The sequence below is a fragment of the Klebsiella sp. HC6 genome, from assembly GCF_022605325.1.
Lineage (GTDB): Bacteria > Pseudomonadota > Gammaproteobacteria > Enterobacterales > Enterobacteriaceae > Klebsiella > Klebsiella terrigena.
Genome location: NZ_CP093276.1, coordinates 725,717 through 749,188, shown reverse-complemented (window position 1 = coordinate 749,188; position 23,472 = coordinate 725,717). Strand labels below are relative to the sequence as shown.

Annotated in this window: 23 protein-coding genes; 10 read left to right on the top strand and 13 right to left on the bottom strand. The window is 57.4% G+C overall.

What is annotated here, in order from left to right; genetic code table 11:
- Window positions 1–7 precede the first annotated feature (7 nt).
- The 5 genes from MMW58_RS03615 to MMW58_RS03595 form a co-directional block, all read right to left on the bottom strand.
- The gene (locus tag MMW58_RS03615) at window positions 8–1,774 is read right to left on the bottom strand and encodes a cytochrome c biogenesis protein DipZ (RefSeq protein ID WP_241722763.1); all 1,767 of its coding nucleotides are present in this window, start codon (window positions 1,772–1,774) and stop codon (window positions 8–10) included.
- A gap of 30 nt (window positions 1,775–1,804) precedes the next feature.
- Entirely contained in the window at window positions 1,805–2,326 is a 522-nt protein-coding gene (gene msrB / locus MMW58_RS03610; protein WP_241722762.1) for a peptide-methionine (R)-S-oxide reductase MsrB, read from the bottom strand.
- A 267-nt stretch (window positions 2,327–2,593) separates the two neighbouring features.
- Window positions 2,594–2,893, bottom strand: coding sequence for a hypothetical protein (locus MMW58_RS03605; RefSeq protein ID WP_241722761.1), 300 nt, complete (start codon window positions 2,891–2,893; stop codon window positions 2,594–2,596).
- A 281-nt stretch (window positions 2,894–3,174) separates the two neighbouring features.
- Window positions 3,175–3,666 carry a hypothetical protein gene (locus MMW58_RS03600; protein WP_133600945.1) on the bottom strand — a complete coding sequence of 164 codons (492 nt, stop codon included), beginning with the start codon at window positions 3,664–3,666 and terminating at the stop codon, window positions 3,175–3,177.
- Window position 3,667: 1 nt separating this feature from the next.
- Window positions 3,668–4,471 (bottom strand): winged helix-turn-helix domain-containing protein, encoded by an 804-nt coding sequence (locus MMW58_RS03595; protein ID WP_241722760.1) that lies wholly within the window; start codon window positions 4,469–4,471, stop codon window positions 3,668–3,670.
- 877 nt (window positions 4,472–5,348) lie between these two features.
- On the opposite strand from MMW58_RS03595, the gene MMW58_RS03590 reads away from it, so the two are divergent.
- The 6 genes from MMW58_RS03590 to MMW58_RS03565 are packed head-to-tail and all read left to right on the top strand — an operon-like array spanning window position 5,349 to window position 11,393.
- Window positions 5,349–5,951 (top strand): helix-turn-helix transcriptional regulator, encoded by a 603-nt coding sequence (locus MMW58_RS03590; RefSeq protein WP_159237114.1) that lies wholly within the window; start codon window positions 5,349–5,351, stop codon window positions 5,949–5,951.
- A 53-nt stretch (window positions 5,952–6,004) separates the two neighbouring features.
- A complete protein-coding gene (locus MMW58_RS03585) occupies window positions 6,005–6,589 on the top strand; it encodes a fimbrial protein (RefSeq protein WP_133600942.1) in 585 nt (194 codons plus the stop codon).
- A 55-nt stretch (window positions 6,590–6,644) separates the two neighbouring features.
- Window positions 6,645–7,325 carry a fimbrial biogenesis chaperone gene (locus MMW58_RS03580; protein WP_241722759.1) on the top strand — a complete coding sequence of 227 codons (681 nt, stop codon included), beginning with the start codon at window positions 6,645–6,647 and terminating at the stop codon, window positions 7,323–7,325.
- 20 nt (window positions 7,326–7,345) lie between these two features.
- Complete coding sequence (locus MMW58_RS03575) at window positions 7,346–9,874, top strand: fimbria/pilus outer membrane usher protein (RefSeq protein WP_241722758.1); 2,529 nt, start codon at window positions 7,346–7,348, stop codon at window positions 9,872–9,874.
- Window positions 9,865–10,383, top strand: a complete 519-nt coding sequence (locus MMW58_RS03570) for a fimbrial protein (protein ID WP_159237111.1) — start codon at window positions 9,865–9,867, stop codon at window positions 10,381–10,383. Before MMW58_RS03575 ends, MMW58_RS03570 begins: the two co-directional genes overlap by 10 nt.
- Window positions 10,383–11,393 (top strand): fimbrial protein, encoded by a 1,011-nt coding sequence (locus tag MMW58_RS03565; protein WP_241722757.1) that lies wholly within the window; start codon window positions 10,383–10,385, stop codon window positions 11,391–11,393. The genes MMW58_RS03570 and MMW58_RS03565 overlap by 1 nt, the downstream gene beginning before the upstream one ends.
- Before the next feature lie 15 nt (window positions 11,394–11,408).
- Here MMW58_RS03565 and MMW58_RS03560 read toward each other — a convergent pair whose 3' ends face one another.
- Genes MMW58_RS03560 through MMW58_RS03550 form a run of 3 tightly spaced genes read right to left on the bottom strand, consistent with a single transcriptional unit; the run spans window position 11,409 to window position 13,620 of the window.
- Window positions 11,409–12,182: an amino acid ABC transporter substrate-binding protein gene (locus tag MMW58_RS03560; RefSeq protein ID WP_133600984.1), complete on the bottom strand. Its 774-nt coding sequence runs from the start codon at window positions 12,180–12,182 to the stop codon at window positions 11,409–11,411.
- 36 nt (window positions 12,183–12,218) lie between these two features.
- Window positions 12,219–12,986, bottom strand: a complete 768-nt coding sequence (locus MMW58_RS03555; protein ID WP_133600937.1) for an amino acid ABC transporter ATP-binding protein — start codon at window positions 12,984–12,986, stop codon at window positions 12,219–12,221.
- Entirely contained in the window at window positions 12,964–13,620 is a 657-nt protein-coding gene (locus MMW58_RS03550; protein WP_371823006.1) for an amino acid ABC transporter permease, read from the bottom strand. The genes MMW58_RS03555 and MMW58_RS03550 overlap by 23 nt, the downstream gene beginning before the upstream one ends.
- A 489-nt stretch (window positions 13,621–14,109) precedes the next feature.
- Here MMW58_RS03550 and MMW58_RS03545 point away from each other — a divergent pair, with 489 nt between their 5' ends.
- Window positions 14,110–15,486 (top strand): pyridoxal-phosphate dependent enzyme, encoded by a 1,377-nt coding sequence (locus MMW58_RS03545; RefSeq protein ID WP_241723684.1) that lies wholly within the window; start codon window positions 14,110–14,112, stop codon window positions 15,484–15,486.
- A gap of 9 nt (window positions 15,487–15,495) precedes the next feature.
- Window positions 15,496–16,641, top strand: a complete 1,146-nt coding sequence (locus MMW58_RS03540; RefSeq protein ID WP_241722755.1) for a trans-sulfuration enzyme family protein — start codon at window positions 15,496–15,498, stop codon at window positions 16,639–16,641.
- Window positions 16,642–16,701: 60 nt separating this feature from the next.
- Here MMW58_RS03540 and MMW58_RS03535 read toward each other — a convergent pair whose 3' ends face one another.
- The 3 genes from MMW58_RS03535 to MMW58_RS03525 form a co-directional block, all read right to left on the bottom strand.
- The gene (locus MMW58_RS03535) at window positions 16,702–17,097 is read right to left on the bottom strand and encodes a YidB family protein (RefSeq protein ID WP_133600933.1); all 396 of its coding nucleotides are present in this window, start codon (window positions 17,095–17,097) and stop codon (window positions 16,702–16,704) included.
- 47 nt (window positions 17,098–17,144) lie between these two features.
- Window positions 17,145–17,594, bottom strand: coding sequence for a peptidoglycan-binding protein LysM (gene lysM, locus MMW58_RS03530; RefSeq protein ID WP_041147238.1), 450 nt, complete (start codon window positions 17,592–17,594; stop codon window positions 17,145–17,147).
- 67 nt (window positions 17,595–17,661) lie between these two features.
- A complete protein-coding gene (locus MMW58_RS03525; RefSeq protein WP_159237105.1) occupies window positions 17,662–18,552 on the bottom strand; it encodes a LysR family transcriptional regulator in 891 nt (296 codons plus the stop codon).
- A 99-nt stretch (window positions 18,553–18,651) separates the two neighbouring features.
- Between MMW58_RS03525 and MMW58_RS03520 the strand changes: the two genes are divergently transcribed.
- Complete coding sequence (locus MMW58_RS03520; protein WP_041147240.1) at window positions 18,652–19,254, top strand: short chain dehydrogenase; 603 nt, start codon at window positions 18,652–18,654, stop codon at window positions 19,252–19,254.
- A 736-nt stretch (window positions 19,255–19,990) separates the two neighbouring features.
- Window positions 19,991–21,394, top strand: coding sequence for a purine-cytosine permease family protein (locus tag MMW58_RS03515; RefSeq protein WP_241722754.1), 1,404 nt, complete (start codon window positions 19,991–19,993; stop codon window positions 21,392–21,394).
- A 250-nt stretch (window positions 21,395–21,644) separates the two neighbouring features.
- Here MMW58_RS03515 and argE read toward each other — a convergent pair whose 3' ends face one another.
- Both argE and MMW58_RS03505 read right to left on the bottom strand, forming a co-directional pair.
- Entirely contained in the window at window positions 21,645–22,796 is a 1,152-nt protein-coding gene (gene argE, locus MMW58_RS03510; protein ID WP_241723683.1) for an acetylornithine deacetylase, read from the bottom strand.
- On the bottom strand, window positions 22,789–23,463 hold the full coding sequence (locus tag MMW58_RS03505; protein WP_241722753.1) for a DUF1028 domain-containing protein: 675 nt from the start codon (window positions 23,461–23,463) through the stop codon (window positions 22,789–22,791). The genes argE and MMW58_RS03505 overlap by 8 nt, the downstream gene beginning before the upstream one ends.
- Window positions 23,464–23,472 lie beyond the last annotated feature (9 nt).

The following is a 23,472-nucleotide window of genomic DNA, read 5'->3' as shown; positions in this document are numbered from 1 at the left end:
ACCTGTATTAACCAAATGTGAAAGCGTAGGCGTTGACGTCCGGATCGTTAAACTCAATGCTGAAGGTGTGTTCAGCCACCCCATCGGACCCACGAACTAGCTGATACAAACGCTGCTCCGTCACCGTACCGCTACCGTCGGCGGCCACGTCGACACCGTGCATGTTTCCGGGAGCCTGACCGTCAACCAACACCTTGAAGCGGACGGGTTTGCCGTCTTTGCCCGGTCCCAGAACCAGATGCAGGTCGCGAGCGTGGAACTGATAGGCAATCCTGCCGGTGCCGCCGTTCAGCGTGATGTGCTCGTCGCCAATCGTCCAGCGCCCCTCCAGCCCCCATGAATCCAGGGGCAGAGCCGCAATATGGTAATCAGCAGGCCGATCTTCGCTGACCTTATCGGAGGCAAAGTTGGCTCCGCGCGAATAGCCAAGGTAGGTTTCCGGAGAAATATTGCTCTGACCGCTGGCGGCCTGTTCGATGCCCGTCGCTGAAACCGTACTGACGCTGGTATCGACATTTTTCGCCCCCGCCTGACGCAGCAGCTCCTGAATCACGCGTTCGGAGCGGTCATAATCGCCTTCACCAAAGTGTTCATAGCGGATATGCCCGCTGGCATCGATAAAGTAGTGCGCCGGCCAGTACTGGTTATTAAAGGCGCGCCAGATGCGGTAGTCGTTATCGATCGCAATCGGATACGTGACGCCCAGCTTTTTCGCTTCTTTCGCGACGTTGCTGGTATCTCTTTCAAAGGCGAATTCCGGCGCGTGCACGCCAATCACCACCAGCCCCCGATCGCGGTACTTCTCCGCCCAGGCTTTAACGTAGGGCAGCGAACGCAGGCAGTTGATGCAAGAGTAGGTCCAGAAGTCCACCAGCACGACCTTGCCGCGCAGCGCTTCCGGGGTCAGCGGCGGCGAGTTCAGCCACTGCACGGCGCCGGTCAGCGGCGGCGCCAGCCCCTCATCGCTCAGCAAAGACGCAATACCGTTATCAGCCGTACTGGCTACCGCGCTGGCGGGAGTCGCCGCAGGCGTCGCGGCATTTTTGCCGCTGTCCGGAGAGAGCTTTTGTATCAATGCCCGCTCAATACCGCCGGTTGATGCCGTCGAAATCCGCGCCAGCACGCCGGTATCCAGCCCGAAGCCAATCGCCACTACGCCCATCAGCATCCCGACGCCGAGCGCGCGGCGGATCCACTCCCCAACCCCCAGCGAGCGCTTCATGGTGGCAAAGACTTTACCGCCAATCAGCAGCGCCAGCGCCAGCGAAGTCGCCGCGCCGGCGGCATAAGCCAGCAGCAGCAGGGTGGAGTTGATGTTCGCCCCCTGCAGCGCTGCGCCGGTCAGCACCAGACCGAGGATCGGCCCGGCACACGGCGCCCACAGCAAACCGGTGGCAATACCCAGCAAAAACGAGCTGCCGGCGCCGGAGGATTTACCGGCGGTAATCCGATTTGACAGGGTGTTCCCGGCAGAAACCAGCGGATGCATGATCCGATCCGCCAGCCGGGGAAACAGCAGCGTTATGCCAAATAGCGCCATCAGCACCAGTGCGGCGTCACGACCGTACTGGTTGGCCGCCACCACCCAGCCGCCGCCCACGGCAGCCAGGGTGGCGAACAGGGTAAAAGTTATCGCCATTCCCGCCAGCAGCGGCAGACCGGTGCGCATAAAGGACCGATCCGAACGGGCGAAAACAAACGGCAGCACGGGTAAAATACAGGGGCTGGCGATAGTCAACAGCCCCCCAAGATAAGCAAGAAAAATAACCAGCATAATCAGCGTCCTTATTGTGGACCGTGGGGGCTATATTTTTTCCGGTCTAAACAGCAGCGCATCGCCATTCATGCAATAGCGCAGTCCGGTCGGCGCGGGGCCGTCGTTAAACAGGTGGCCCAGATGCCCCCCGCAGCGGCGGCAGTGAATTTCGTCGCGCACCATGCCAAATGAGCTATCGCGGCTCTCTGCCACCGCGTCATCCAGCGGTCGCCAGAAGCTGGGCCAGCCGGTATGGCTGTCAAATTTAGCGGCGGAGGAGAAAAGCGGCAGCCGGCAGCCGGCGCAGACGAAAGTGCCGCGCCGGTGTTCATCGTTCAGCGGGCTGGAATAAGGTCTCTCGGTTCCCGCCTCCCGCAGGATGTAATACTGCCGGGGCGTCAGGAGCTTCTGCCACTCCTGCGGGCTATGGGTTATGGCAAACTTTGCCCCCGCCGTGGCGGCGGTCGCTGTGCCATCCGCGGCAAACAAAGAGGGGAAGCGCCCTGCCGCCAGGATGCCAGCCGCGACTGCGCCGCCTCCCAGCAGGAAATTTCGTCGGTTTAACATCATCGCCCCGCGTTCTGTGAAAAAGGAGTGATGCCAACTTACAGGGGGAGTTCTTATCAAATCCTCCCGAAACGTTCACAAATTTGTGATAACTTTCGCCGGGCAGGGAGAGGCGGGAGCGCTACTGTTTGTATTTCTTGAAAAACATACGATGAGAGAATATTAAAAAATTATATTTGCGCCTAAATTTGGCTGGCGCTCGCAGGCCGAAGCCGGCAGAGCGTCGACCCAAACGCCGCAGGAGAGGCGGCCCTTCAGGGGAGCGTCAACTCATGGCATATCAGCAAGAGCGGCCGTTTGTTTTTGCCGGTTATACAGACAGAGAGATTTCACCGTTTGCACCTTGCCTTTATCGACTCTTTTACCGGAAATAATAAGCGCCGAGTAGCCGACGTCATCACTAAAATCGATGCGCGGCCCGACGACCTTCTTATGCGGCAGGTCGCTCTGCGCCAGGCAGGCGCGCTGGATGGCCCTATCAAATTCTTTCCACGCCGCCTCTGAGGAGGCAAATGCGCCTGCCGGAAGCAGTAACAGGGGAGCCAGGGCGATAAGGGGTAATAATTTCATACGGATATCTCCAATATAAGGGGAGCGAGTACCGGTAGCGTAAAGAGCGTGCCAACAATATAGCTCATCTTTTATTTTCAACGGCCGCCGAGGACGGATTATTTCGCCTTGCCGGCAGTTCGCCCCCTATTAAGCATCTCTTTTTCAGACATTAATTCCAAACGGCGCCGGTATCGGACCGGCGATAATGCGGCAATTTGGATAACAGCGCGTGTCCCACGATGAGTTCGTGAACGGACGCGCTGGCGGGGTAAGCTCAGGCCCGGCCCGCGGCTGGCTGCTTACCGCTCCGCGGCCGGGCTCACGGCGCTACTGCACACATAGGTCGGCAGCGAGCCCAAAATAAAGAGATAGCTACCGTTCTGCAGTTCATGAATGCGCATATAGATGTTTTTTGCCGGATAGACGAAAAACAGGGGCTCATATTTTTCCAGCCAGCTATCCGGCACGCTATCGTCCGGAAATTTAATATTGTGCTCTGATATCAGGTAGTAGGCGCTGCCCCTGCGCGTCACCAAAAACGATATTTTACGGTTAATGATTCTGCCCGGCTCCCCCTGCACGTGGCCGTTGATGCTGAGCGTACCGCTCTTCCCGTCCACGATGTAATTCATCCACAGAACGAGGGTCGTATCCTGATGATGCTGGACAAAGCTCACCCGACAGGAAAACGGCGCAACATAATAGCGGCGCCACAAAAAATACCCCGCCAGCACGCTGCCGAGCAGCAGGCAAAAGCAGGACAGGTAAAGCACCTGACGATGATGGGCCATGCTAGCGATCCTCAATAAAATAGTCAGAAATGCAGCGGTTTGGATCCTTCATCGACCGATCGCACCGAATGACGGAGGCGCGAGGCAGCCGGGCGTATCTGCCGATATACACCCACGGATAGTTGACGCAGCCATCTTTAAATTGCCCAACGTAGGCCAGCGCCATCGCCCGTTCATCCTGCGCCTGGATGCTATTTGCCAAATAAACCCGGCACGCTCCCACCGTGCTCAAAAAGTAATAATCATCGATAAAAAAATTGCTCCGGGAAAAGCTGTGATTAATCACGCCTGCACCGCTGAATAATAAAACCACCAATAATGCTTTCGCCCACCAGCGCATACGCCGCGGTGAATAAACCGCTATTGTAGGCTGCGCTGTAGGTTCAGCCAGCGAAACGCTCGCTTCATCCGCACGCGCAGTTTCATATTCATATTCATGTTCCTCTGACGCTGGCCGCGGAACCTCTTTAATCGTTATCGTCGTTTCGCTGGCCAGCGTTAATCCAATACGTGGAATTGTAACGATCGGATCGTTCTGGAATCCTATTTTTTTCAACCCTTTGCGTAGAACCGAAATATTCTGATAATAGGTATTAGGCGAAACCAGCATCCCTCGCCTTTGCCAGACGATATCCATGCACTCCTGCTGAGTCACAATAGTGCCGGCCCGCTCTATTAATAATAATAAGCAGCGCCCCGCCGGTGAATTGAGTACCACCACGCGATCCGGATTGCTGAGATCGCGCAGCGTGCCGTCCACGGGATGAAACTCAACCATTTCATTGATAATATAATGCTTGTGCATACAATCGGCGAAAAATCTCCGGTGAAAGCATGTCGGAAGTGCCCGGGTCTTATCACCATATGGATGAGAAGAGAGGGATCCATCTCCTTTCTGAGGGGGTAATATGGCCGATAAATTTGGTGCTGTATATCACAACCGCTGGCGAAATATCTTATTTTCCTGTCATTGCTCTGCAGGTTAACTGAAGTACAATAAACGCTAACCCCGCTATTCATCCTTTTCTCAGCCGCCGCCCGACGGGTGCGAACGTCCTTATCTTATCTTTTCTTAAGAGCCTATCCCACCAGGCATAATTGGCGAAGCCAGTTTGAACACGGACAGCGCGGAGAAACCGGAGCGTACACGTAGTACGTGAGGATTTCGAGCACTGCCCAGGTTCAAAATGGCAAGTAAAATAGCCCTAATGGGATAGGCTCTAAGTCCTTCTGATCTTCACTCAACCTGCGAACAAATGCCTGCCCGCAGGCCTCTCCTCACGCCCTGCCCGTTCGCTACGGCGCCTTACCTGGAGTAGAAAAAACGCCAACAACAGGCTGATGTGAAAAGAAAAGAAGAAGGCATCACATGGCTCAACGCGCGCCTGATGCATTGAGGAAAAGCAATAATAAGCAGTACAAAAAAACCGTCCGCCTCCGGGAATTGAGGACAGTTCGTCCGCAGTTAAGCCAATATCGATTGGCGAACGCCCTCACCGGACGGCTGCGCGCTCTGCAATTAATATAACTTAAGATTAATTGAGATTACCTTCTCATCTCCCGAGGTATAGTAGTTCTACAAAGTGAAAGGCTTAATTGCTTCGAAAATACAGGAATACAGGTTGATACCTGTCAAACGCACACAGGCTGACCTCCTTACTATTATAAATCGAGGGAATAACATGGCGAATAAGCTTGAACTACAGCAGCATTTAAATGTTGCGTTAATCGGCGGAGATCGCTTCGCACGCGGTGGCATCACCGCCTTATTGCAAGGAATGTATGCTGACATTCAAATAACAACATCGATAAATGATTACCAGCACCTTGACGATCTTTTAGCAATGACCCAAATTGACGTTATTTTTATCTCCGGGATAGAGAAACACCATACCGGAATGGATTGCCTGGCGTATATAAAAACGATTAAAGCCAGCTATCCGCGGGTGCTTATATACATGTATTCCGCAGCGGTGAATTCATCACTGTGGGTCCACGGCGATATTGATGCCTATATTTCGCTACAGGATCCACTTTATCGCTGGCGAACCTGTTTATTAAAAATAGCGGAAAACCACGCTCAGCCCAAAAAGAAATCAATGGCACTTTCGCTAACACCAGGGGAATGGAGGGTATTGAAGAAACTGAGAAATGGACTGGATATACGTTATATCGCAGAAATAGAGAAGCTTTCATACCGCCGCGTCAGCGCGTTAAAAAGCTCAGCAATAAGAAAACTCGGACTCAGGAATAAAACAGATTTACTGGTGTTTTTAACCAGCTAGAGCTGCTGCCTTCAGGGTCAATCTCGTCATAATAAAACTATGGAATCAGAAAAATGAAAGCTTACTTAAATAACAAAACTCTGCTGGCGCTAGGCATTGCGGCGCTGCTGCCTGCGGGCTCCTCTCTGGCCGCCACCGCCAGCGGCGGCACCGTAAACTTCAGCGGTAGCGTCGTGACCTCGGCCTGCGCCATCAGCGCCAACAGCGCCAATATTGACGTCGACCTGGGTGAAGTTCGTACCGCCACGCTGGCCGCGGCGGGCAGTGAAGCCAACACGGCAAAAGCCTTCACCATCACCCTTGAAGATTGCGAAATCGCCGATACCTCCGCCGGCACCGAGGAAGACCCGATCCCGGCGACTACGGTTGCCGTCACCTTCACCGGCACCCCGGATAGCACCGATGCCGATGGCCTGGCCGTCGGCTCAAACGGCAGCAGCGCTTCGGCGCAAAACGTCGCCATTCGCCTGTATGACGAACAGGGCAACGTCGTGAGGCTGGGCGAGTCCGCCGCGCCCGTCGAGCTGCGCAGCGGCTCGAACACCCTGAACTTCAGCGCCAAATACTACTCCCCGCAGGGCAACGCCACGGCTGGCGATGCCAGCGCTGTCGCCACCTACACCGTCACCTATTCGTAATCCTCTGGCCCGGCCGCGCTGCCGGGCCAGGCTCAACCTTCAGGAGAGAGACGCTATGCGCTCATTTACATGGATTTTTCTGCTCGGCTCGCTGTGGTCATCCGTAGCCTGCGCCGGCGGCGTGGGGCTGGGCGCAACGCGAATGGTCTACCTCGGCAGCACCAACCAGTCGATGCTGCAGGTCAGAAATACGCATCCCGACGCCTCATTCCTCATTCAGTCATGGGTCGAGGATGAGAACAATCGGCGCTCCAACGATTTCGTCATTACGCCGCCGCTGTATGTTTTAAAACCGGCCACCGAAAGCGTAGTGAAAATAATGTTTAGCGGTAAATCCCTGCCGCAGGACCGGGAAACGCTGTACTGGATTACGGTCAAAGCCATTCCGCAGCAGTCCAAAAGCGCCGCCAGCAATTCACTGCAGTTTGCCTCGGCCAACCGCATTAAAGTTTTTTACCGTCCGGAGGGGCTGCAAAGCGGCGCCAGCGAGGGCTGGGAAAAAATAACCGCCGACTACCGTGCGGGCAAAATTACGCTCAATAACCCAACGCCCTATTACCTCACCACCGTCAATCTAAAAGTCGATGGCAAGCCGGTGCAGCCGACGATGGTCCCGCCAAAAGCAAGCGTCACCCTGGGCGGATCGTTCAGTCAGGCAGGTACTTTTAGCTATCAGACCATCAATGATTACGGCGCATGGACCCCTGCCGTCAGCCTGTCGTTGAACCGGAAATAAAATAAGAAAGGTGCGATCGCGTGAAAGCAAAAATCGTCTGTGCCCTGATGATCTGCCATGCCGTTCGGTATGTCTCTGCCGCAGAGAACGATTTGCAATTTAACTCTGCGTTCCTCAACGGCGAAAGTGGAAATATTGCCGACCTCTCATGGGTCAATGCCGGGAGCGCCTTACCGCCGGGCGAATACAACATTAACGTTTATATCAATAAAAATTACGCCTTCACCGGAAACGTCAAATTCAGCGTTGATAAAAATGCGGCCCAGGAGGACGCCCAGCCCTGCGTCACGCCGCAGCAAATTGCCGCCCTGGGCATTGATAGCCGCCTGGCCGCGGAAGAGCTGCTGCCGCTGACCCGGCAATGCTATTTTTTGCATCACGCGTTCCCCGGCGCCAGCTTTGACTTCGACCAGAAGACGCTGACGCTCAATCTCAGCCTGCCGCAGAGCTATATGCGGAATCTACCGCGTGGCTACGTCAGCCCTGAGAGCTGGGAGGCCGGGATCCCTGCCGCGTGGCTGAACTATGTCGTTAACGGCGCCAACAATGAGTACCGGGGCGATCGGCGTACCCGCGCCCGGCAGCTATTCGTTAGCCTGAACAGCGGCGTAAACCTGGGCGCCTGGCGGCTGCGTGATTACACGACCTGGACCAAAGATGCGAATACGCTTAGCCACGTCCAGACCTGGCTGCAGCGGGATATCCCCGCCCTGGGAGCGCAGGCGTACGCAGGGGAAACCTACACCTCCGCTCAGGTTTTTGACCCCGTTGGCCTGCGCGGCCTCGCGCTGAAAACCGATGATAATATGCTGCCTGCCAGCCTGAACGGCTATGCGCCGGAGGTTCGCGGCATCGCCCGCAGCAGCGCGACCGTTACCGTCCAGCAGAACGGCAACACCATTTATCAAACCAGCGTCCCCGCCGGGGAGTTCATGCTGAAAGACCTCTACCCCACCTCCTCCGGCGGCGATTTGCAGGTGACGATTGAGGAGAGCGACGGCAGCAAAACGCAATATACCGTGCCGTTTGCCAGCGTGCCGAACCTGGTGCGCAGCGGGCAGATAAAATACGCCCTCGGCGCCGGGAAGCTTCGCGCCGTCGGCAGCCAGAACACCCCGACGTTTGCCCAGGGAGAGCTGTTTTTCGGCTGGGAGTACGGCCTCACCTTTTACGGCGGCGCCCAGCTTGCAGAGCGCTACAGCGGGCTCGCGCTGGGCATTGGACAAAATCTCGGGCGCTTTGGCGCGTATTCCGTCGATGTGACCCACGCGCGCAGCGTGCTGGCCGACGATCGACCCTACGCCGGGGACTCCGTGCGCCTGCGCTACAGCAAGCTGCTGAACGATATCGGCACGCGCTTTAACTTCTACTCCCTGCGCTACTCGACGCAGGGGTTCTATACCCTCAGCGATACCGCCTACAAGGGAATGACGGGCGGCACGGCAAAGCAGGTCACCGGGGCAGACGGCGCCGTCACCACCAGCTATGAAAACCTGTATAACCTGCATATGTCGCGCAAGGCCAAAAATCAGCTGCTGCTGTCGCAGCCAATGGGCAGTTTTGGCTCGCTTTCGCTGTCGTGGGATCGGCAAACCTACTGGCGCACCGCCAACAGAACGCAAAGCATCCAGTTTGCGTGGAACGCGATGGTTCGCAACGTCTCCGTCGGCGTGAGCGTTCAGCGCAGCACCAGCCTGTACGATAGCCATAAAGATAACATCGTGGCGATGTCGCTATCCGTGCCGTTCGGCAACCCGCAGCAGGCGACCAGGGCGCGTTTTACCACCACCCGCGCGGACTCAACGGGGGCCACCGGTAGCGCGGGCGTCAGCGGCTACGTCCCCGGACAGGAGAGCCTGTTCTATAACGTCAATCAGCGCTACGGCGCGCAGCAGCGGTACGGCGGCGATGCCGCACTGCAGTATGAGGGCCAGCGGGGCGATTACAGCCTCGGCTACAGCTACTCCAGCGACTCCCGTAACCTCAGCTACGGCATGAGCGGCGGCGCGGTGCTGCATGAAGATGGCCTGACCCTCAGCCAGCCGCTGGGGAATACCAACATCCTGGTCAAGGCGCCGGGGGCCGGTAGCGTGGCGGTGCTTAATCACAAAGGCATCAAAACCGATAGCCGCGGCTATGCCGTCATTCCTTACGCCACGCCATATCGCGTCAACCAGGTCGCGCTGGACGTCACTACCGCCGGAAACGACGTTGAGCTGGAGAACGCTATCGTCAGCAAAACGCCGACCGATGGCGCGCTGGTGCGCGCAACCATCGTCACCCGCCGCGGCGCGAAGGCCCTGTTCACCATCGGCTACCGCAACGAGATGCTGCCGTTTGGCACCGTCGTCACGCTCGCCGATGAGCAGGCCAGCGGCATCGTGGGGGACGGTGGCAGCCTTTATCTCGCCGGCCTGCCGGCGGAAGGCACGCTCAGCGCCGTCTGGGGACAGGGCAGCGACAAAAGGTGCGTCGTTAAATATCGCCTGAACCCGCAGGATTACAGTGCCCGCACGGGCCTTTATTCACAGGAGGCACGATGTCAGTAGCCGCCCGCCTATCAGGCATCGCCCTGCTTATGGCCCTCGTCACCCCGGCTCTCGGCTATGACGTGCTGGTCTCCGTTACCGGAAACCTGATCGGCAATACCTGCGTGGTTTCCGCCGATTCAGTAGAACAAACCGTCCCGCTGGGCGCCATCGGCATAAAGCAGTTTCGCGCGCCGGGGGCGGTCAGCAATATCAAACGGGCCTTCACCCTAACGCTGGAAGAGTGCGGCCCGACCTTTGTCGGAGTGAAAATCCGCTTTAGCGGCACGCCGGATGAACGCAACCCGCAGCTGATTAAGACGGACGACGGCGGAGCGAGCGGCGTGGCGGTGCAAATCCTCGATAAAGACGGGGAGCTGATTCCGCTGGAGGCCCAAACGACGGCCTACGGCACCTCGGGAGATGAACGCGTGCAGATGACATTTTATGCCCGGCTGGCGGCCAACGGCGCCGCCGTCAGCGCCGGAGACGTTTCCGCCATCGCCACCTGGACTACGGAGTATCAATAATGCGTTTCTTACTTCTTGCCTGCTGGCTGTGCGTCAGCGCGAAGGTTTTGGCCCTCAACTGGGTATCCGACATTACGCTCTCGCCCCAGTCGATGACCTACACCGGCCCCGCGGACTCCGTTATGCCGGGAAATATTATCGGCTCAGCGTGGAGCGCCACGGCCAGCGTGCAGCAGGTGTTCTGGTGTGGATACCTGTTCGTCTGCACCAAAGGGACCCTCGAACCCGGCAGCAGCGCCGTGTCGGCAGGAGTATCCGTCAACGTTGATGGCGTAATCTATAGCGTTTTTGAAACCGGCATCCCCGGCATCGGCTACATCCTCGGCCTGAAGGATTTTAGCGGCACAACCTACGTGCCGCTGCAAACCGGCGTGACCCAAAGCTATCCCGCCGATGGCACCAACGGCCTGGCTTTTGATTTAGGCTGGTCGGCAAAATTGACGTACGTTAAAACCAACACCGCGCTGAAGTCGGGCGTGTACCAGCTCCCTGCCATCAGCGCCGCGATCCTGACGGCCTATAATAACGAGGTCAAAACGGCGCAGGTGATCATCAACCCGACGACCGTAACGGTGACGGCCAGCGGCTGTACGGTGAGCACCAAAAGCGCCAGTATCGATCTCGGCGCGCCGGATATGCGTACGCTGCCCAGCGTCGGCAGCACCTCCCCGTCGGGCTCGTTTAGCGTCAGCCTGACCTGCGACGAGCAGGTAGCGCTGTATGCGGTAATGACGGATCAGACCACGCCAACCAACGACTCCTCCGTGGTAACCCTGACCAACGACTCCACCGCCTCCGGCATCGGCGTACAGTTCTTTTATAACGGCAGCGGCCCGCTGATGATGGGGCCGGACAGCTCCGCAGCGGGCACCGCAAACCAGTTCTTTATCCAGACCACCACGGCGAGCCAAATCCTGTCGCTGCCGTTCCAGGCGCAGTACGTCCGCACCGGTGAGCTGGTGCCGGGCAGCGCCAACGCCCTCGCGAGCATTACCTTTTCCTATCAGTAACGCCGCCGCGCCCTCTTATTTCGACACGTCGGCGGCGAAATACTCGTTGGAGATCCGCTGCCAGGTGCCGTCGGATTTAATACCCGCCAGCGCCGTATTGATAGCCTGACGCAGATCCGGATTCCCCTTACGGATTAATACCGCTTCCTGCTCGGTATCGGCCCGTTCGGCCACAATTTTTACCGGGGCGTCGGGCTTATGCTTTTTGAAATCGAGGAATGAGAGGTTGCTGTTGATGGTCGCATCCGCCCGTCCCTGCGACACCAGCGCAATGGACTGGTCAAAGCCGTCGGTGCCCACCACCTCCGCGCCATTTTCTCGGGCAATCTGCGCGTAGTTACTGGTCAGAGTATGCGCCGATTTCTTGCCTTTTAAATCGGCAAAGGTATGAATATCGGCGTTTTTCTCATTGACGATCAGCACGGCCTTCGGGGAAATGTAGGGATCGGAGAAGTCATACTTCGCCTCTCTCTCGGGCGTAATGGATACCTGGTTTATCACCGCGTCGTAGCGCTTAGCGTCCAGGCCGGCCACCAGGCCATCCCACTTACCTTCAACGAACTCGGCCTTTACGCCAATCCGTTTGGCAATTTCACGCGCGATATCAACGTCAAAACCCACCAGCTTCCCCGCGGTATTGTGGTAGGTAAACGGGGGGAAGGTCCCTTCGGTGCCGACCTTAAACACGCCGGCCGTTTTAATCTTTGCGAGGTCGTCCTGCGCCACCGCCGCATGCGCCACGCCCAGCTGAATAGCGGTAGCCAGTAGTGCCGTCATCAGTACTTTCATCATTAACTCCTTAATCTGCTATGCCGTGTTGTTGTTTTAAATTTCCCAGGAATCGGGAAACGTTTCGGTTAATGTGGAAATAAAAAGCTGGGTCCGGGTTTTCTTCGCGCGGGTAAAAATATCCCGCGAGCTGCCGCTCTCAACGATCTGCCCGGACTCAAGAAACACCACCTGGCTGGCGATACTGGCGGCCAGGCGCAGATCGTGCGTCGCCATCAGCATGGTGGTCCCCTCCTGTGCCAGCTGACGCAAAACCGCAATCACCTCCAGCGAAAGCTCGGGATCCAGCGCTGAAGTTGGCTCATCGCAGAGCAGAACCTTGGGTGAAGGCGCCAGCGCCCGGGCAATCGCCACCCGCTGCTGCTGGCCGCCGGACAGCATCGCCGGCCAGGCATGACGCTTATGCAGCAGCCCCACCTTCGCCAGCAGCGCCTCGGCGCGGGCCCTCGCCCGTTCGACGGGCCATTTCTGCACCACAATCAGCCCCGTCATAATGTTTTCAAGTACCGTCAAATGAGGGAACAGCTGAAAACTCTGGAAAACCATCCCGGTTTGCTGGCATATACGGCGGATATCCTTTCTCTTCGGCGCCGCATCGGCGGAGAACGTAATATTCTCCTGGCCAATAGTTAATTTCCCGGCCTGCGGCAGCTCGAGCAGGTTAATGCAGCGTAATAGCGTGCTTTTGCCGCTTCCCGATGGCCCAATAAGCGCGGTAACGCTCCCTTCGGTAATATTTAACGAAATATCCTGCAGGACCTTTTGCCCGGCAAAACTTTTCTCAAGCCCGGACAGGGTTATCATTATTATGCTCCTTGCCCGAGATGTTTTTTTCTAACCGGGCCTCGAGCCTCGATTGCAGATACGACAGTACCGAGCTGATTAATAAATAGATAAGGGCGGCTTCGGTATACAGAATTAACGGTTGATAGGTCACGGCGGCAATTCTCTGGGCCGCTAAAAATAGCTCCGGTACGGTAATAACCGACGCCAGCGAGGTATCTTTCACCAGCGAAATAAAAGTATTCGATAACGGCGGCACGGCCACCCGCGCGGCCTGCGGCAAAATAATATGGCGTAGCGACTGCCACCAGTTCATGCCGATCGAGTGCGCGGCCTCCCACTGCCCCTTAGCCACGGAAAGCAGCGTCGCCCGGATAACCTCGGAAGTGAAGGCCCCGACGTTCAGCGTAAAGCCGATCACCGCGGCGGGAAAAGCGTCGAGGGTGATCCCGATACCCGGCAGCGCGTAAAAAATCAGAAACAGCTGCACCAACAGCGGCGTGCCGCGGATAACCCAGACGTAGAAACGCACCAGCAGCCGCAGCGGTCGCGGCCCGTACAGCCTGATAAGCGCCACGGTAAACCCCAGCCCGAGGCCGAGGGCAAACGAAATTAACGTAATGGGGATAGTAAAAACCAGCCCGGCATACAGCATCGGCCAGAATGAACTTATCGCTAGTGATATAAACTCAGGCACATCTCACCTTTTCTTCCGACGCCTCATTAATAAGCCCGGACGTAATCGAAAATCGCTCTAGTTGAATAAAAGGTTATCATGCGCCTGGGCCCTGACGTATCTATCAAAAACGGTATTGAATAGCCGGCTTTGTTATTTGTTTTCAGCCAACAGCTATGCATCGGCAAAGTAAATCACGCACGCCATCCTGATATTTTCGGCTATGTTTTTTTTAACCATCCTTTGCTGAAAAATGCATTTGCGTCGGCGCCAAAAGGCATTAATTGCTGGAAATTACGCCAAAAACGCTATTTTTCAGATATCAATACACCCAGGCGGCTAACAACCTTTCCCTCCGGATGGCCAAACAGCATCTTATATTCCATTTTGCTCTTATGGACGGTTAAATATTCTTTAATTTGCCAAATTCACAGACCTACCATTCGTCATCTTGATACGAATGGGTAAATAGTCATGTCACTCTTTCATTCTGTTAGCGATCTTATCGGCCACACGCCCCTGCTCCAGCTGCACAAGCTCGAAACCGGCCCTTGTAGCCTGTTCCTCAAGCTGGAAAACCAAAACCCCGGCGGTTCTATTAAGGATCGCGTCGCGCTGTCGATGATTAACGAGGCCGAGCGTCTCGGTAAGCTGCAGCCCGGCGGTACGATTATTGAAGCCACCGCCGGCAATACCGGGCTCGGCCTGGCGCTCATTGCGGCGCAAAAGAACTACCGCCTGATCCTCGTCGTCCCCGACAAAATGAGCCGCGAGAAGATATTCCATCTGCGGGCGCTGGGGGCAACGGTGCTGCTCACCCGCTCCGACGTGAATAAAGGCCATCCGGCCTACTATCAGGATTACGCCCGTCGCCTGGCGGAGGAGACGCCGGGGGCGTTCTATATCGATCAGTTTAATAACGAGGCCAATCCGCTGGCGCATATCAGCACCACCGCGCCAGAAATCTTCGCCCAGCTGGACGGCGATATCGACGCCATTGTCGTTGGCGTCGGCTCCGGCGGAACCCTCGGCGGGCTGCAGGCGTGGTTTGCCAAACACTCGCCGAAAACGGAATTTATTCTTGCCGATCCGGCGGGATCGATCCTCGCCGATCGGGTAGAAACCGGCCGCTCCGGCGAGGCGGGATCGTGGCTGGTTGAAGGGATTGGCGAAGACTTTGTTCCGCCGCTGGCCCATCTCGACGGCGTGCATACCGCCTATCGCGTCACCGACCGGGAGGCGTTTGCGACGGCGCGGGCGCTGCTGCAGACCGAGGGCATTCTTGCCGGCTCTTCAACGGGCACGCTGCTGCACGCCGCCCTGCGCTACTGTCAGGCGCAGACCACCGCCAAACGCGTGGTGACCTTCGCCTGCGACAGCGGCAACAAGTACCTGTCGAAAATGTTCAACGATGACTGGATGCACCAGCAGGGGCTGCTGACCCGCCCCTCGCGCGGCGATTTAACCGATTTTATCGCCCTGCGCCATGACGAAGACGCCACCGTCACCGCCGCGCCGGACGACACGCTGGCCGCCATCCTGGCGCGCATGCGCCTGTACGACATCTCCCAGCTGCCGGTGCTGGAAAACGGCCGCGTCGTTGGCATCGTCGATGAGTGGGATTTGATTAGCCACGTCGAGGGCAACAGCCAGCGCTTTGCGCTGCCGGTCAGAGAGGCCATGACCCGCAACGTCGAAACCCTCGATAAACGCGCGCCGGAAAGCGCGCTAAAAGCCATTTTCGATCGCGGCCTGGTAGCCGTCATCGCCGATAACGATCGTTTTCTCGGCCTGATCACCCGCAGCGATGTGCTGACCACCTGGCGTAACCGACTTGAACACTAAGGATCGTCCATGAAAAATTTAAATACATTAAGCGTACACGGCGGCACCTTTAACGATGCGCACGGCGCCGTGATGCCGCCCATTTATGCCACCTCCACCTTCGCACAGCCGGCCCCCGGGCAGCATACGGGCTATGAGTACTCGCGCAGCGGCAACCCTACCCGCCACGCGCTGGAAACGGCCATTGCCGAACTGGAGAGCGGCTCCCGCGGCTACGCCTTTGCTTCCGGGCTGGCGGCGATTTCCACGGTGCTTGAGCTGCTGGATAAAGACAGCCACCTGGTGGCCGTCGACGACGTGTACGGCGGCACCTGGCGGCTGATCGAAAACGTCCGCCGCCGCAGCGCCGGCCTGCGGGTCAGCTGGGTCAAACCCGACGACCTGGCGGCGATTGAGGCGGCCATCCGGCCGGATACGCGAATGATTTGGGTTGAAACGCCGACCAACCCGCTGCTCAAGCTGGCGGACCTCGGCGCCATCGCGGCGATCGCCCGGCGGCACAATCTGATCAGCGTCACCGATAACACCTTCGCCTCGCCGGCCATTCATCGTCCTCTCGAACTGGGGTTTGATATCGTCGTGCACTCGGCGACAAAATATCTCAACGGCCATTCCGACGTGGTAGCTGGCCTCGCGGTGGTCGGCGACAACCCCGAGCTGGCGGACCGGCTCGGGTATCTGCAAAACGCGGTGGGCGGCGTGCTCGACCCCTTCAGCAGCTTTTTGACGCTGCGCGGCATCCGCACCCTCGCGCTGCGTATGGAGCGCCACAGCAGCAACGCGCTGGCGCTCGCCGAATGGCTGGAGCAGCAGCCGCAGGTGGAAAAGGTGTGGTTCCCGTGGCTGGCGTCGCACCCGCATCATCAGCTGGCGCGTAAGCAGATGGCGCTGCCCGGCGGGATGATTTCGCTGGTGGTGAAAGGCGACGATCGCTATGCCGAGCAGGTTATCGGCAGGCTGCGCCTGTTTACGCTGGCGGAGAGCCTCGGCGGCGTGGAGAGCCTGGTCAGCCAGCCGTTTAGCATGACCCATGCTTCCATTCCTCTGGAGCAGCGGCTGGCAAACGGCATTACGCCCCAGCTCATTCGCCTCTCCGTTGGCATTGAGGACGCGCAGGATCTGATTGCCGACTGGCAGCAGGCGCTGCGGGCATAAACAAAAAACCCGCCTGTCGGCGGGTTTGACTTTTGGCATTCCGGCCGCGCGCCATCGCGCTTAGCTAAACAGCTTGCCTTTAAGCAGGTTCATGCCTTCAGACAGCAGATCCTGCTGCGCAGGCGCTTCGCCCTGCGGAGATAAGCCATCGACAATTTTCGGCAGATACTCGGAGATAAGCGACGAGGCGGTCTGCGGGTCGATCCCGAGCCTCGCCCCGAGTTCCTGCAGCGCGGACGATCCGAACACCGAGGTGACCTGGTCACTGGAAACCGGAATATTGCCCTGCTGGCCGATCCAGGATTCAACGATCTCACCCAGGCCGCCGCTGCGGAATTTTTCGAGGATCCCCTGAACGCCCCCCTGCTGCTGGATCCAGGCCATGATTGCCTGCAGCTGCTCCGCTTTACCGGCCTGGCCGCCGAGCATACCGCCAATTTGATCAAGTAGTCCCATTACCGACTCCGTAACAATAGAGCGTGCATAACGCCGATTTTCCCGCCTTACTTATTCGGGATAATCAGCACCTGTCCCGGATAGATCTTGTCGGGATGCTTTAACATCGGCTTGTTGGCTTCAAAGATCCGCTGATAGTCATTCGCCGATCCGTACACGGTTTTAGAAATAGCGCTCAGCGTGTCGCCGGATTTCACGGTGTAGTAGCGGCTCTCGGCGCCGCTCTGCGTGACGCTCACGTTGTCGCTGACCTGGGCAATGCCGGTGACGTTACCCACCGCCACCATAATTTTCTCTTTATCTTCCTGCGATCCGACGTCGCCGGTGACCGTCGCGGTGCCGTCTTCGGCCACGGTGATGCTGACCTTATCCGCGCCGGGGAGATTAAGCCCATCGATATGCTTTTTCAGCTTATCGGCCTGGCTCTCTTTGTCCCCGCCCGAAACGGCATCCCAGATTTTCTCGCCCGCTTCTTTCACAAAACTCAATAAACTCATACCAATCTCCTTTTAGCAGAAGTGATCTATGAAGAACGTTCATCAGACCAGACCAGATAATAATAGTTCATAAATGGCGCCCGACCTCGGTCAGCGCGTGCTCGACAAACCGGGTCAGCTTCGGCAACGGACGAAGATCCTGACGCCAGAGCAGATGCACCGGGCGCGGTTCGGGGGTATAGGTCTCAAGCACGCGGACCAGTTTTCCGCTGGCAAGATCCTCCCCCAGCAGCACTTCCGGCTGCAGCAGCAGGCCGGCTCCGGCGATGGCCGCCATCCGCAGGCCGTAGCCGTCGTTGCAGCGGAGGATCGCATCGCGCCGCCAGCGCACCTCTTGCGTGACGCCCGGTAGCTTCCACTCGTTGCGCGCGGTCCACACCGTATGGGAGAGGCAGAGATGGCCAGCAAGGTCGGCCGGCGTGAGCGGCGTGCCGTGGCGGCTGAGATAGGCAGGGGCGGCGCAAATCACCATCCGGTAGGCGCAGAGATATTTCGCCACCAGGTCGGTTTGGTGAATGTCGCCAATGCGGACAGCCAGATCGAACCCTTCATCCACCAGATCGACCAGCCGGTTGGTCAGATCGAGCTCCACGCGCACGTCCGGCCACTGCTGTAAGAAGGTGGCCGTCAGCGGCGCCATGACGCAGGCGCCAAATGAGGTCGGCGCGCTGATGCGCAGCGTCCCTGCGGGCGCCAGCCGCAGTCGCTCCACCGAGCTTTCGGCAATTGAGACCTGCTCCAGAACGCGTTTCGCCTCTTCATAGTAGACCCGCCCGGCGTCGGTGAGGCTCTGGCGGCGGGTGTTGCGCTCAAGCAGGCGCGTCGCCAGCCGGCGTTCGATGAGGGCAATATATTTGCCCACCATCACCGCCGACATCTCCAGGTGCGATGCCGCCTCGGTAAAACTGCCGTACTCCACCACGGCGATAAACGTTTCCATTCCGCGCAGCTTATCCATATTGCGAACCTCAGGTTAGTAATCATCTAACTTTTTGCCAGTTTATCCGATATCCATTTCATTAAAGAATAGAGGCTCACAACTTATCAGGAGTCAGCCATGAAAATCGTCGTTATAGGTGCCAGCGGTACCGTAGGCCGCGCGGTCACCGCAGAGCTCAGTCGTCAGCATGAAGTCATTCGCGTCGGTCGGTCTCAGGGCGACCATCAGGTTGATATCACCTCTCAGCAAAGCGTCCAGGCGCTGTTTGAGAAAATTGGCCGGGTTGATGCGATTGTCTCGGCGAGCGGAAGCCTGTTCTTTGGCCCGCTGGCCACCATGACCGACGACAATTTCAACCAGGGCCTTCAGGACAAGCTGCTGGGGCAAATCCGCCTGGCGCTCACCGGCCAGCACTATTTGAACGACGGCGGTTCCATCACCCTTATCAGCGGCATCGTGGCGCATGAGCCGATCGCCCAGGGCGTTAATGCCACGACGGTTAACGCCGGTCTGGAGGGCTTCGTCCGCGCCGCGGCCTGCGAGCTGCCGCGCGGGATCCGTATCAACCTGATCAGCCCCACGGTGCTGACCGAATCAGCCGCCGCCTATGACGGGTTCTTCCCGGGCTTTATCAGCGTCCCGGCCGCGACGGTGGCCCAGGCGTACCGCCGCAGCGTGGAGGGAGTCCAGAGCGGTCGGATATACACCGTCGGCTACTGATAATTCGCCGTCGCTAATAACCCGCCACGCTGGCGGGTTATTATTTATCTCTGCAGAGGCTATTTCTTCGCCGTTAATCCGCTCAGCGCCGGCGCCGCGTGTTTTAAATATTGATCCATCGCACACTATGAATAAATGAATTTTAATGTGAACAACTTCGCATATTTAATTTCCGCGCCGCAGGCAACCGCTGCCGGCAGTAACAGGCAATCCTATGATTTGTCTCAGATTATATTAAATATCTTTCGGAATTATCGTCATTATCTGGCGAATTAAAGCGGCTGCCATATTCCCTACAATAAATATGCCTTTGCTTTTATTGCCGACCCTCAATCATTCCACGCCGCATCCGCCGGCTCGCAGAATTATCTGACTTAAATTAGCCGCCCAGATTGTTAAATATAAAACAAGCTGGGGAGCAGCATAAACGTCTAAAAATAAGCGGGAGATGGCCGACCGTTAACCACAATCAGGCCCCGGGTCCCGGGTAAAGCACTTTTTTTATATCGACGTTCGACATTTTTAATAATTTCAAAAATGATACGAGATTGTGAGAATAGTAAACGAAATGTTATGATGAGTAGATTAGCTGTACTCCTCATTGGAATATCAATCTAACGCTGATTTATACCCATGATGCTTCAGGCGACTTCGTTGTTGGCTGCGTTCGCTCAGCTAGCGGCCTGCTGTTGCCCGAATCATTCACGGTATAGACCCACAGTGATGAGAGAGCACCATGACTAAACATCAACCTGTCAACGTTGAAAATCTCGAAAGCAATACCATCAGACCTATCCCTCTTAATATGCGACACGGCAAACCGGGCGATCTGTTTACCATCTGGTTTGGCTCTAACATCATGCTATTAACCGTTATCACCGGAGCGATGTCGGTCACTATTTTCCATCTCTCTTTTTTCTGGTCTGTCATTGCGCTGTTTATCGGTAGTCTGGTCGGCGGCCTGTTTATGGCCCTGCATTCCGCACAGGGTCCAAAGCTCGGCGTACCGCAGATGGTGCAAACCAAGGGCCAGTTTGGCTCCTATGGTTCGGTGCTGGTGGTGTCCATTGTCGTATTAATGTATATCGGCTTTACCGCCTCCAGCCTGGTATTAGGCGGGCAGTCCATGCACGCCATCTATAAGCCGATGAACTCCGACGTGGGGATTATTATCGTCGGCGCCCTGAGTCTGTTTGCCACTATTTTTGGCTATAAGATCATCCACTCCTACGCCAGAATTATGTCGTGGATATCCGGGATTGTGCTGGCCGCAACCTTTCTGTGGATCGTCTTTGTCCACGGGCTGCCGGTCGATTTTCTCGATCGCGGCGGTTTCAACAAGGTTGGGTTCCTCGGCGCGGTCTCGATTGCCGCGCTGTGGCAGCTGGCCTACGCGCCCTATGTCTCTGACTACTCGCGCTATATGCCTTACAGCACCAACGACAAAAGCGTCTTTTACGCCAGCTACTTTGGCTGCATCTTAGGCTCTTATCTGCCGATGGTTCTCGGCGTGCTGGTGGCAACCAGTATTGGCAATGATGATATTATTCAAGGCATTATTGACCTCACCGGCGGCTTCGGCGCGGTGGTTATCGTGGTGCTGGCGCTGGGGATTGCCGCCACAAACTCGATGATGCTGTACTGCGGGGTGCTCTGTACGCTGACCCTGGGCCAGACCTTTATTGACGGCTGGTCGCCGATGGCCCGCGCAAGGATAATTACCGCTATCCTCACCATGCTCCTCGAAATAGCGCTGGCGATCTACGGCCAGGAAAACTTCCTGTTAATCTATACCAACTTTATTACCGTCCTGCTGTATGTCCTGGTGCCGTGGACGGCAATTAACCTGGTGGATTATTACCTGGTTGCGCACGGCGAATACGATGTCGAATCCTTCTTTAAGCGCGACGGTGGAATATATGGCTACTTTAATGCTACCGCCATCTTCTGCTATTTATTGGGGATATTAGTTGAGGTGCCGTTTATGTCGACGGCGATTTATACCGGCCCGATTGCAACCGCATTTGGCGGGGCTGATTTATCATGGATTATTGGTCTGCTGGTGGTCTCACCGGTCTATTACTCCCTCTCTAAAGCCAAGGCGGTGAAGAGTATCGCCCTGGTGAAAGAGAAAGTTTAGCGCTTCGCTTTATTTCCCCTAAATAAGTCGATCTTCAGGCAGGCGGCAGGCGAAGGCTCCGGCCATGCGGCTTGAGGGATGACGGGAATATCAGTACGCATTGCTGACTCCGGATTAACCATCCGGAGTTTTTTTATCTCTGGACGGCGACGAAGCAGGGCACGGGGCAGAGCAGGAACAGGAGGAAGGTGGGAAAGGAGCAGGTCGGGGGAGAGACAAAAAAACGCGCCTTAATACCGGCGCGTAAACGTTAAGCCTGCGCCATCCAGCGGCGCAGATTACCCAGCATCGTCAGGCACTTCTCCAGCTGAGCGAGGGCAATAAACTCATCCGCCTTATGCCCTTGATCCATACTTCCGGGCCCGCAGATCAGCGTGGCTACGCCCGCTTCATCGAACAGGCCGCCCTCGGTACCGAAGGCCACGGTGGAAAACGCCTCGCTTTGCGCCCACTGCGCCAGCCAGCCGGCAAACTCCGACTGCGGGTCGCTGAGCAACCCCGGATAGCGGCTGAGCGGGCTAAAGGTAATATCCGCCTGCGGCGCCACCGCCCGCATCGACGTCAGCAGCTCGCCTGCGGCGTAGCCGTGCAGCTCGGCGAGGGTCGGCTCGAGCGAGACGTCCGGCAGATGGCGAATTTCAAAATCAAACTGGCAGCTTTCCGGCACGATATTGAGCGCCGCCCCGCCGTGAATCACCCCAACCTGCAGCGTGCTGTAAGGCGGGTCAAAGCGGCTATCCCGGGTTTGCGCCAGCGTTTCGCCGAGCGTTCCTAAACGGCTAATCAGCTTTGCCGCATACTCGATGGCGTTGACGCCGCGGGGCGCGTAGGCCGAATGGCAGGCCTTGCCCTGCACCGTACAGCGCATAGCCAGCTTGCCCTTATGGCCGTAGACCGGACGCATCTCGGTGGGCTCGCCGATAATGCACAGCGCCGGCTTGTCCTTTGAGGCTTTAAGATGGTCCACCAGGCTGCGTACGCCAAGGCAGCCGACCTCCTCATCGTAGGAAAAGGCCAGATGCAGCGGCATGCGTAAAGGTTGGGAGAGGAAGTCGGGAACGGCGGCCAGCACGCAGGCGATAAAGCCTTTCATATCGGTGCTGCCGCGGCCGTAGCAGAGGTCGTCGCGCAGGGTGAGTTCAAACGGAGGCACCGTCCAGCGCAGCCCGTCAACCGGGACCACGTCGGTGTGGCCCGAGAGCATCACGCCTCCCGGCCCCTCGGGGCCAAAGCGGGCGTAGAGGTTGGCTTTTTTGCCTCCCTCATCAAAGAAAATCCGCGTGGCAATGCCATAGCCGCGGAGATACTCATCGATATAGTTAATCAGCTGCAGATTCGATTCGCGGCTGGTGGTGTCGAATGCCAGCAGCGTCGCGAGGATCCTTTTCAGGTCGCTATTCATCACCCGGTACTCCGTAACTGGGGGCCTCCCGCGGGTCGAGCGCGCGCGTAATATAGGCCTGCATCTGCGGCTCATACGCCAGCCACAGCGCGGTAAGCTCGCCAATCGGATCCTGTTCGTGCCAGTCAACCCGCAGGTCAACCAGCGGCCAGGAGTAATCATCCACGACTTTTACCGCCGCAGAGTGCACCGGTCCGGCCTCGCCGCCGAGGGCCAGCCCCGCCTGGAGAGCGGCCAGCAGGCGCGTCGCCATCTCCCCTTCGGCCTGCTGGAATTCGGCAGCCATCGCCTCAACCACCGCGCTGCTGGCGAGCATATTGCCGCCGGCGATGCAGTTTACCCCTTCGGCAACGTGATAGATGCCGAGAGTTTTATCGCCGCTAAACGAGGCCGTTTCCCCGCTGGCGTTGATGGCGATAATCTGCCGATAGCGGCTGAAATCATCCTCCGCCAGCGCCTTACGCAACGCCTTTTCCGGCGCCAGCCCCTGCTCCAGCTGGGAGAGCGTTAGCTGACCGAGGGCAGGCAGGGTAATGTTCTGGCTGGATACCGCGCCGACTCCCGCCAGCAGCCACGGGCAGCGGGCGCCGACGGCAATACTGGAGGAGCTTATGGCGATGCCAAACTGCCCGGTTTCCGGGCAGAATGCCGCGATAGAAAACGTCATGGTGGCTCC

What these genes read in the sequence shown, in the direction of transcription:
- MMW58_RS03615 (WP_241722763.1), bottom strand. Translation starts at nt 1,774, where the DNA reads ATGCTGGTTATTTTTCTTGCTTATCTTGGGGGGCTGTTGACTATCGCC.
- MMW58_RS03555 (WP_133600937.1), bottom strand. Translation starts at nt 12,986, where the DNA reads ATGATAACCCTGTCCGGGCTTGAGAAAAGTTTTGCCGGGCAAAAGGTC.
- msrB (WP_241722762.1), bottom strand. Translation starts at nt 2,326, where the DNA reads ATGATGTTAAACCGACGAAATTTCCTGCTGGGAGGCGGCGCAGTCGCG.
- MMW58_RS03585 (WP_133600942.1), top strand. Translation starts at nt 6,005, where the DNA reads ATGAAAGCTTACTTAAATAACAAAACTCTGCTGGCGCTAGGCATTGCG.
- MMW58_RS03540 (WP_241722755.1), top strand. Translation starts at nt 15,496, where the DNA reads ATGAAAAATTTAAATACATTAAGCGTACACGGCGGCACCTTTAACGAT.
- MMW58_RS03580 (WP_241722759.1), top strand. Translation starts at nt 6,645, where the DNA reads ATGCGCTCATTTACATGGATTTTTCTGCTCGGCTCGCTGTGGTCATCC.
- MMW58_RS03550 (WP_371823006.1), bottom strand. Translation starts at nt 13,620, where the DNA reads ATGCTGTATGCCGGGCTGGTTTTTACTATCCCCATTACGTTAATTTCG.
- MMW58_RS03505 (WP_241722753.1), bottom strand. Translation starts at nt 23,463, where the DNA reads ATGACGTTTTCTATCGCGGCATTCTGCCCGGAAACCGGGCAGTTTGGC.
- MMW58_RS03605 (WP_241722761.1), bottom strand. Translation starts at nt 2,893, where the DNA reads ATGAAATTATTACCCCTTATCGCCCTGGCTCCCCTGTTACTGCTTCCG.
- MMW58_RS03560 (WP_133600984.1), bottom strand. Translation starts at nt 12,182, where the DNA reads ATGAAAGTACTGATGACGGCACTACTGGCTACCGCTATTCAGCTGGGC.
- MMW58_RS03570 (WP_159237111.1), top strand. Translation starts at nt 9,865, where the DNA reads ATGTCAGTAGCCGCCCGCCTATCAGGCATCGCCCTGCTTATGGCCCTC.
- MMW58_RS03565 (WP_241722757.1), top strand. Translation starts at nt 10,383, where the DNA reads ATGCGTTTCTTACTTCTTGCCTGCTGGCTGTGCGTCAGCGCGAAGGTT.
- MMW58_RS03590 (WP_159237114.1), top strand. Translation starts at nt 5,349, where the DNA reads ATGGCGAATAAGCTTGAACTACAGCAGCATTTAAATGTTGCGTTAATC.
- MMW58_RS03600 (WP_133600945.1), bottom strand. Translation starts at nt 3,666, where the DNA reads ATGGCCCATCATCGTCAGGTGCTTTACCTGTCCTGCTTTTGCCTGCTG.
- argE (WP_241723683.1), bottom strand. Translation starts at nt 22,796, where the DNA reads ATGAATAGCGACCTGAAAAGGATCCTCGCGACGCTGCTGGCATTCGAC.
- MMW58_RS03595 (WP_241722760.1), bottom strand. Translation starts at nt 4,471, where the DNA reads ATGCACAAGCATTATATTATCAATGAAATGGTTGAGTTTCATCCCGTG.
- lysM (WP_041147238.1), bottom strand. Translation starts at nt 17,594, where the DNA reads ATGAGTTTATTGAGTTTTGTGAAAGAAGCGGGCGAGAAAATCTGGGAT.
- MMW58_RS03535 (WP_133600933.1), bottom strand. Translation starts at nt 17,097, where the DNA reads ATGGGACTACTTGATCAAATTGGCGGTATGCTCGGCGGCCAGGCCGGT.
- MMW58_RS03515 (WP_241722754.1), top strand. Translation starts at nt 19,991, where the DNA reads ATGACTAAACATCAACCTGTCAACGTTGAAAATCTCGAAAGCAATACC.
- MMW58_RS03520 (WP_041147240.1), top strand. Translation starts at nt 18,652, where the DNA reads ATGAAAATCGTCGTTATAGGTGCCAGCGGTACCGTAGGCCGCGCGGTC.
- MMW58_RS03525 (WP_159237105.1), bottom strand. Translation starts at nt 18,552, where the DNA reads ATGGATAAGCTGCGCGGAATGGAAACGTTTATCGCCGTGGTGGAGTAC.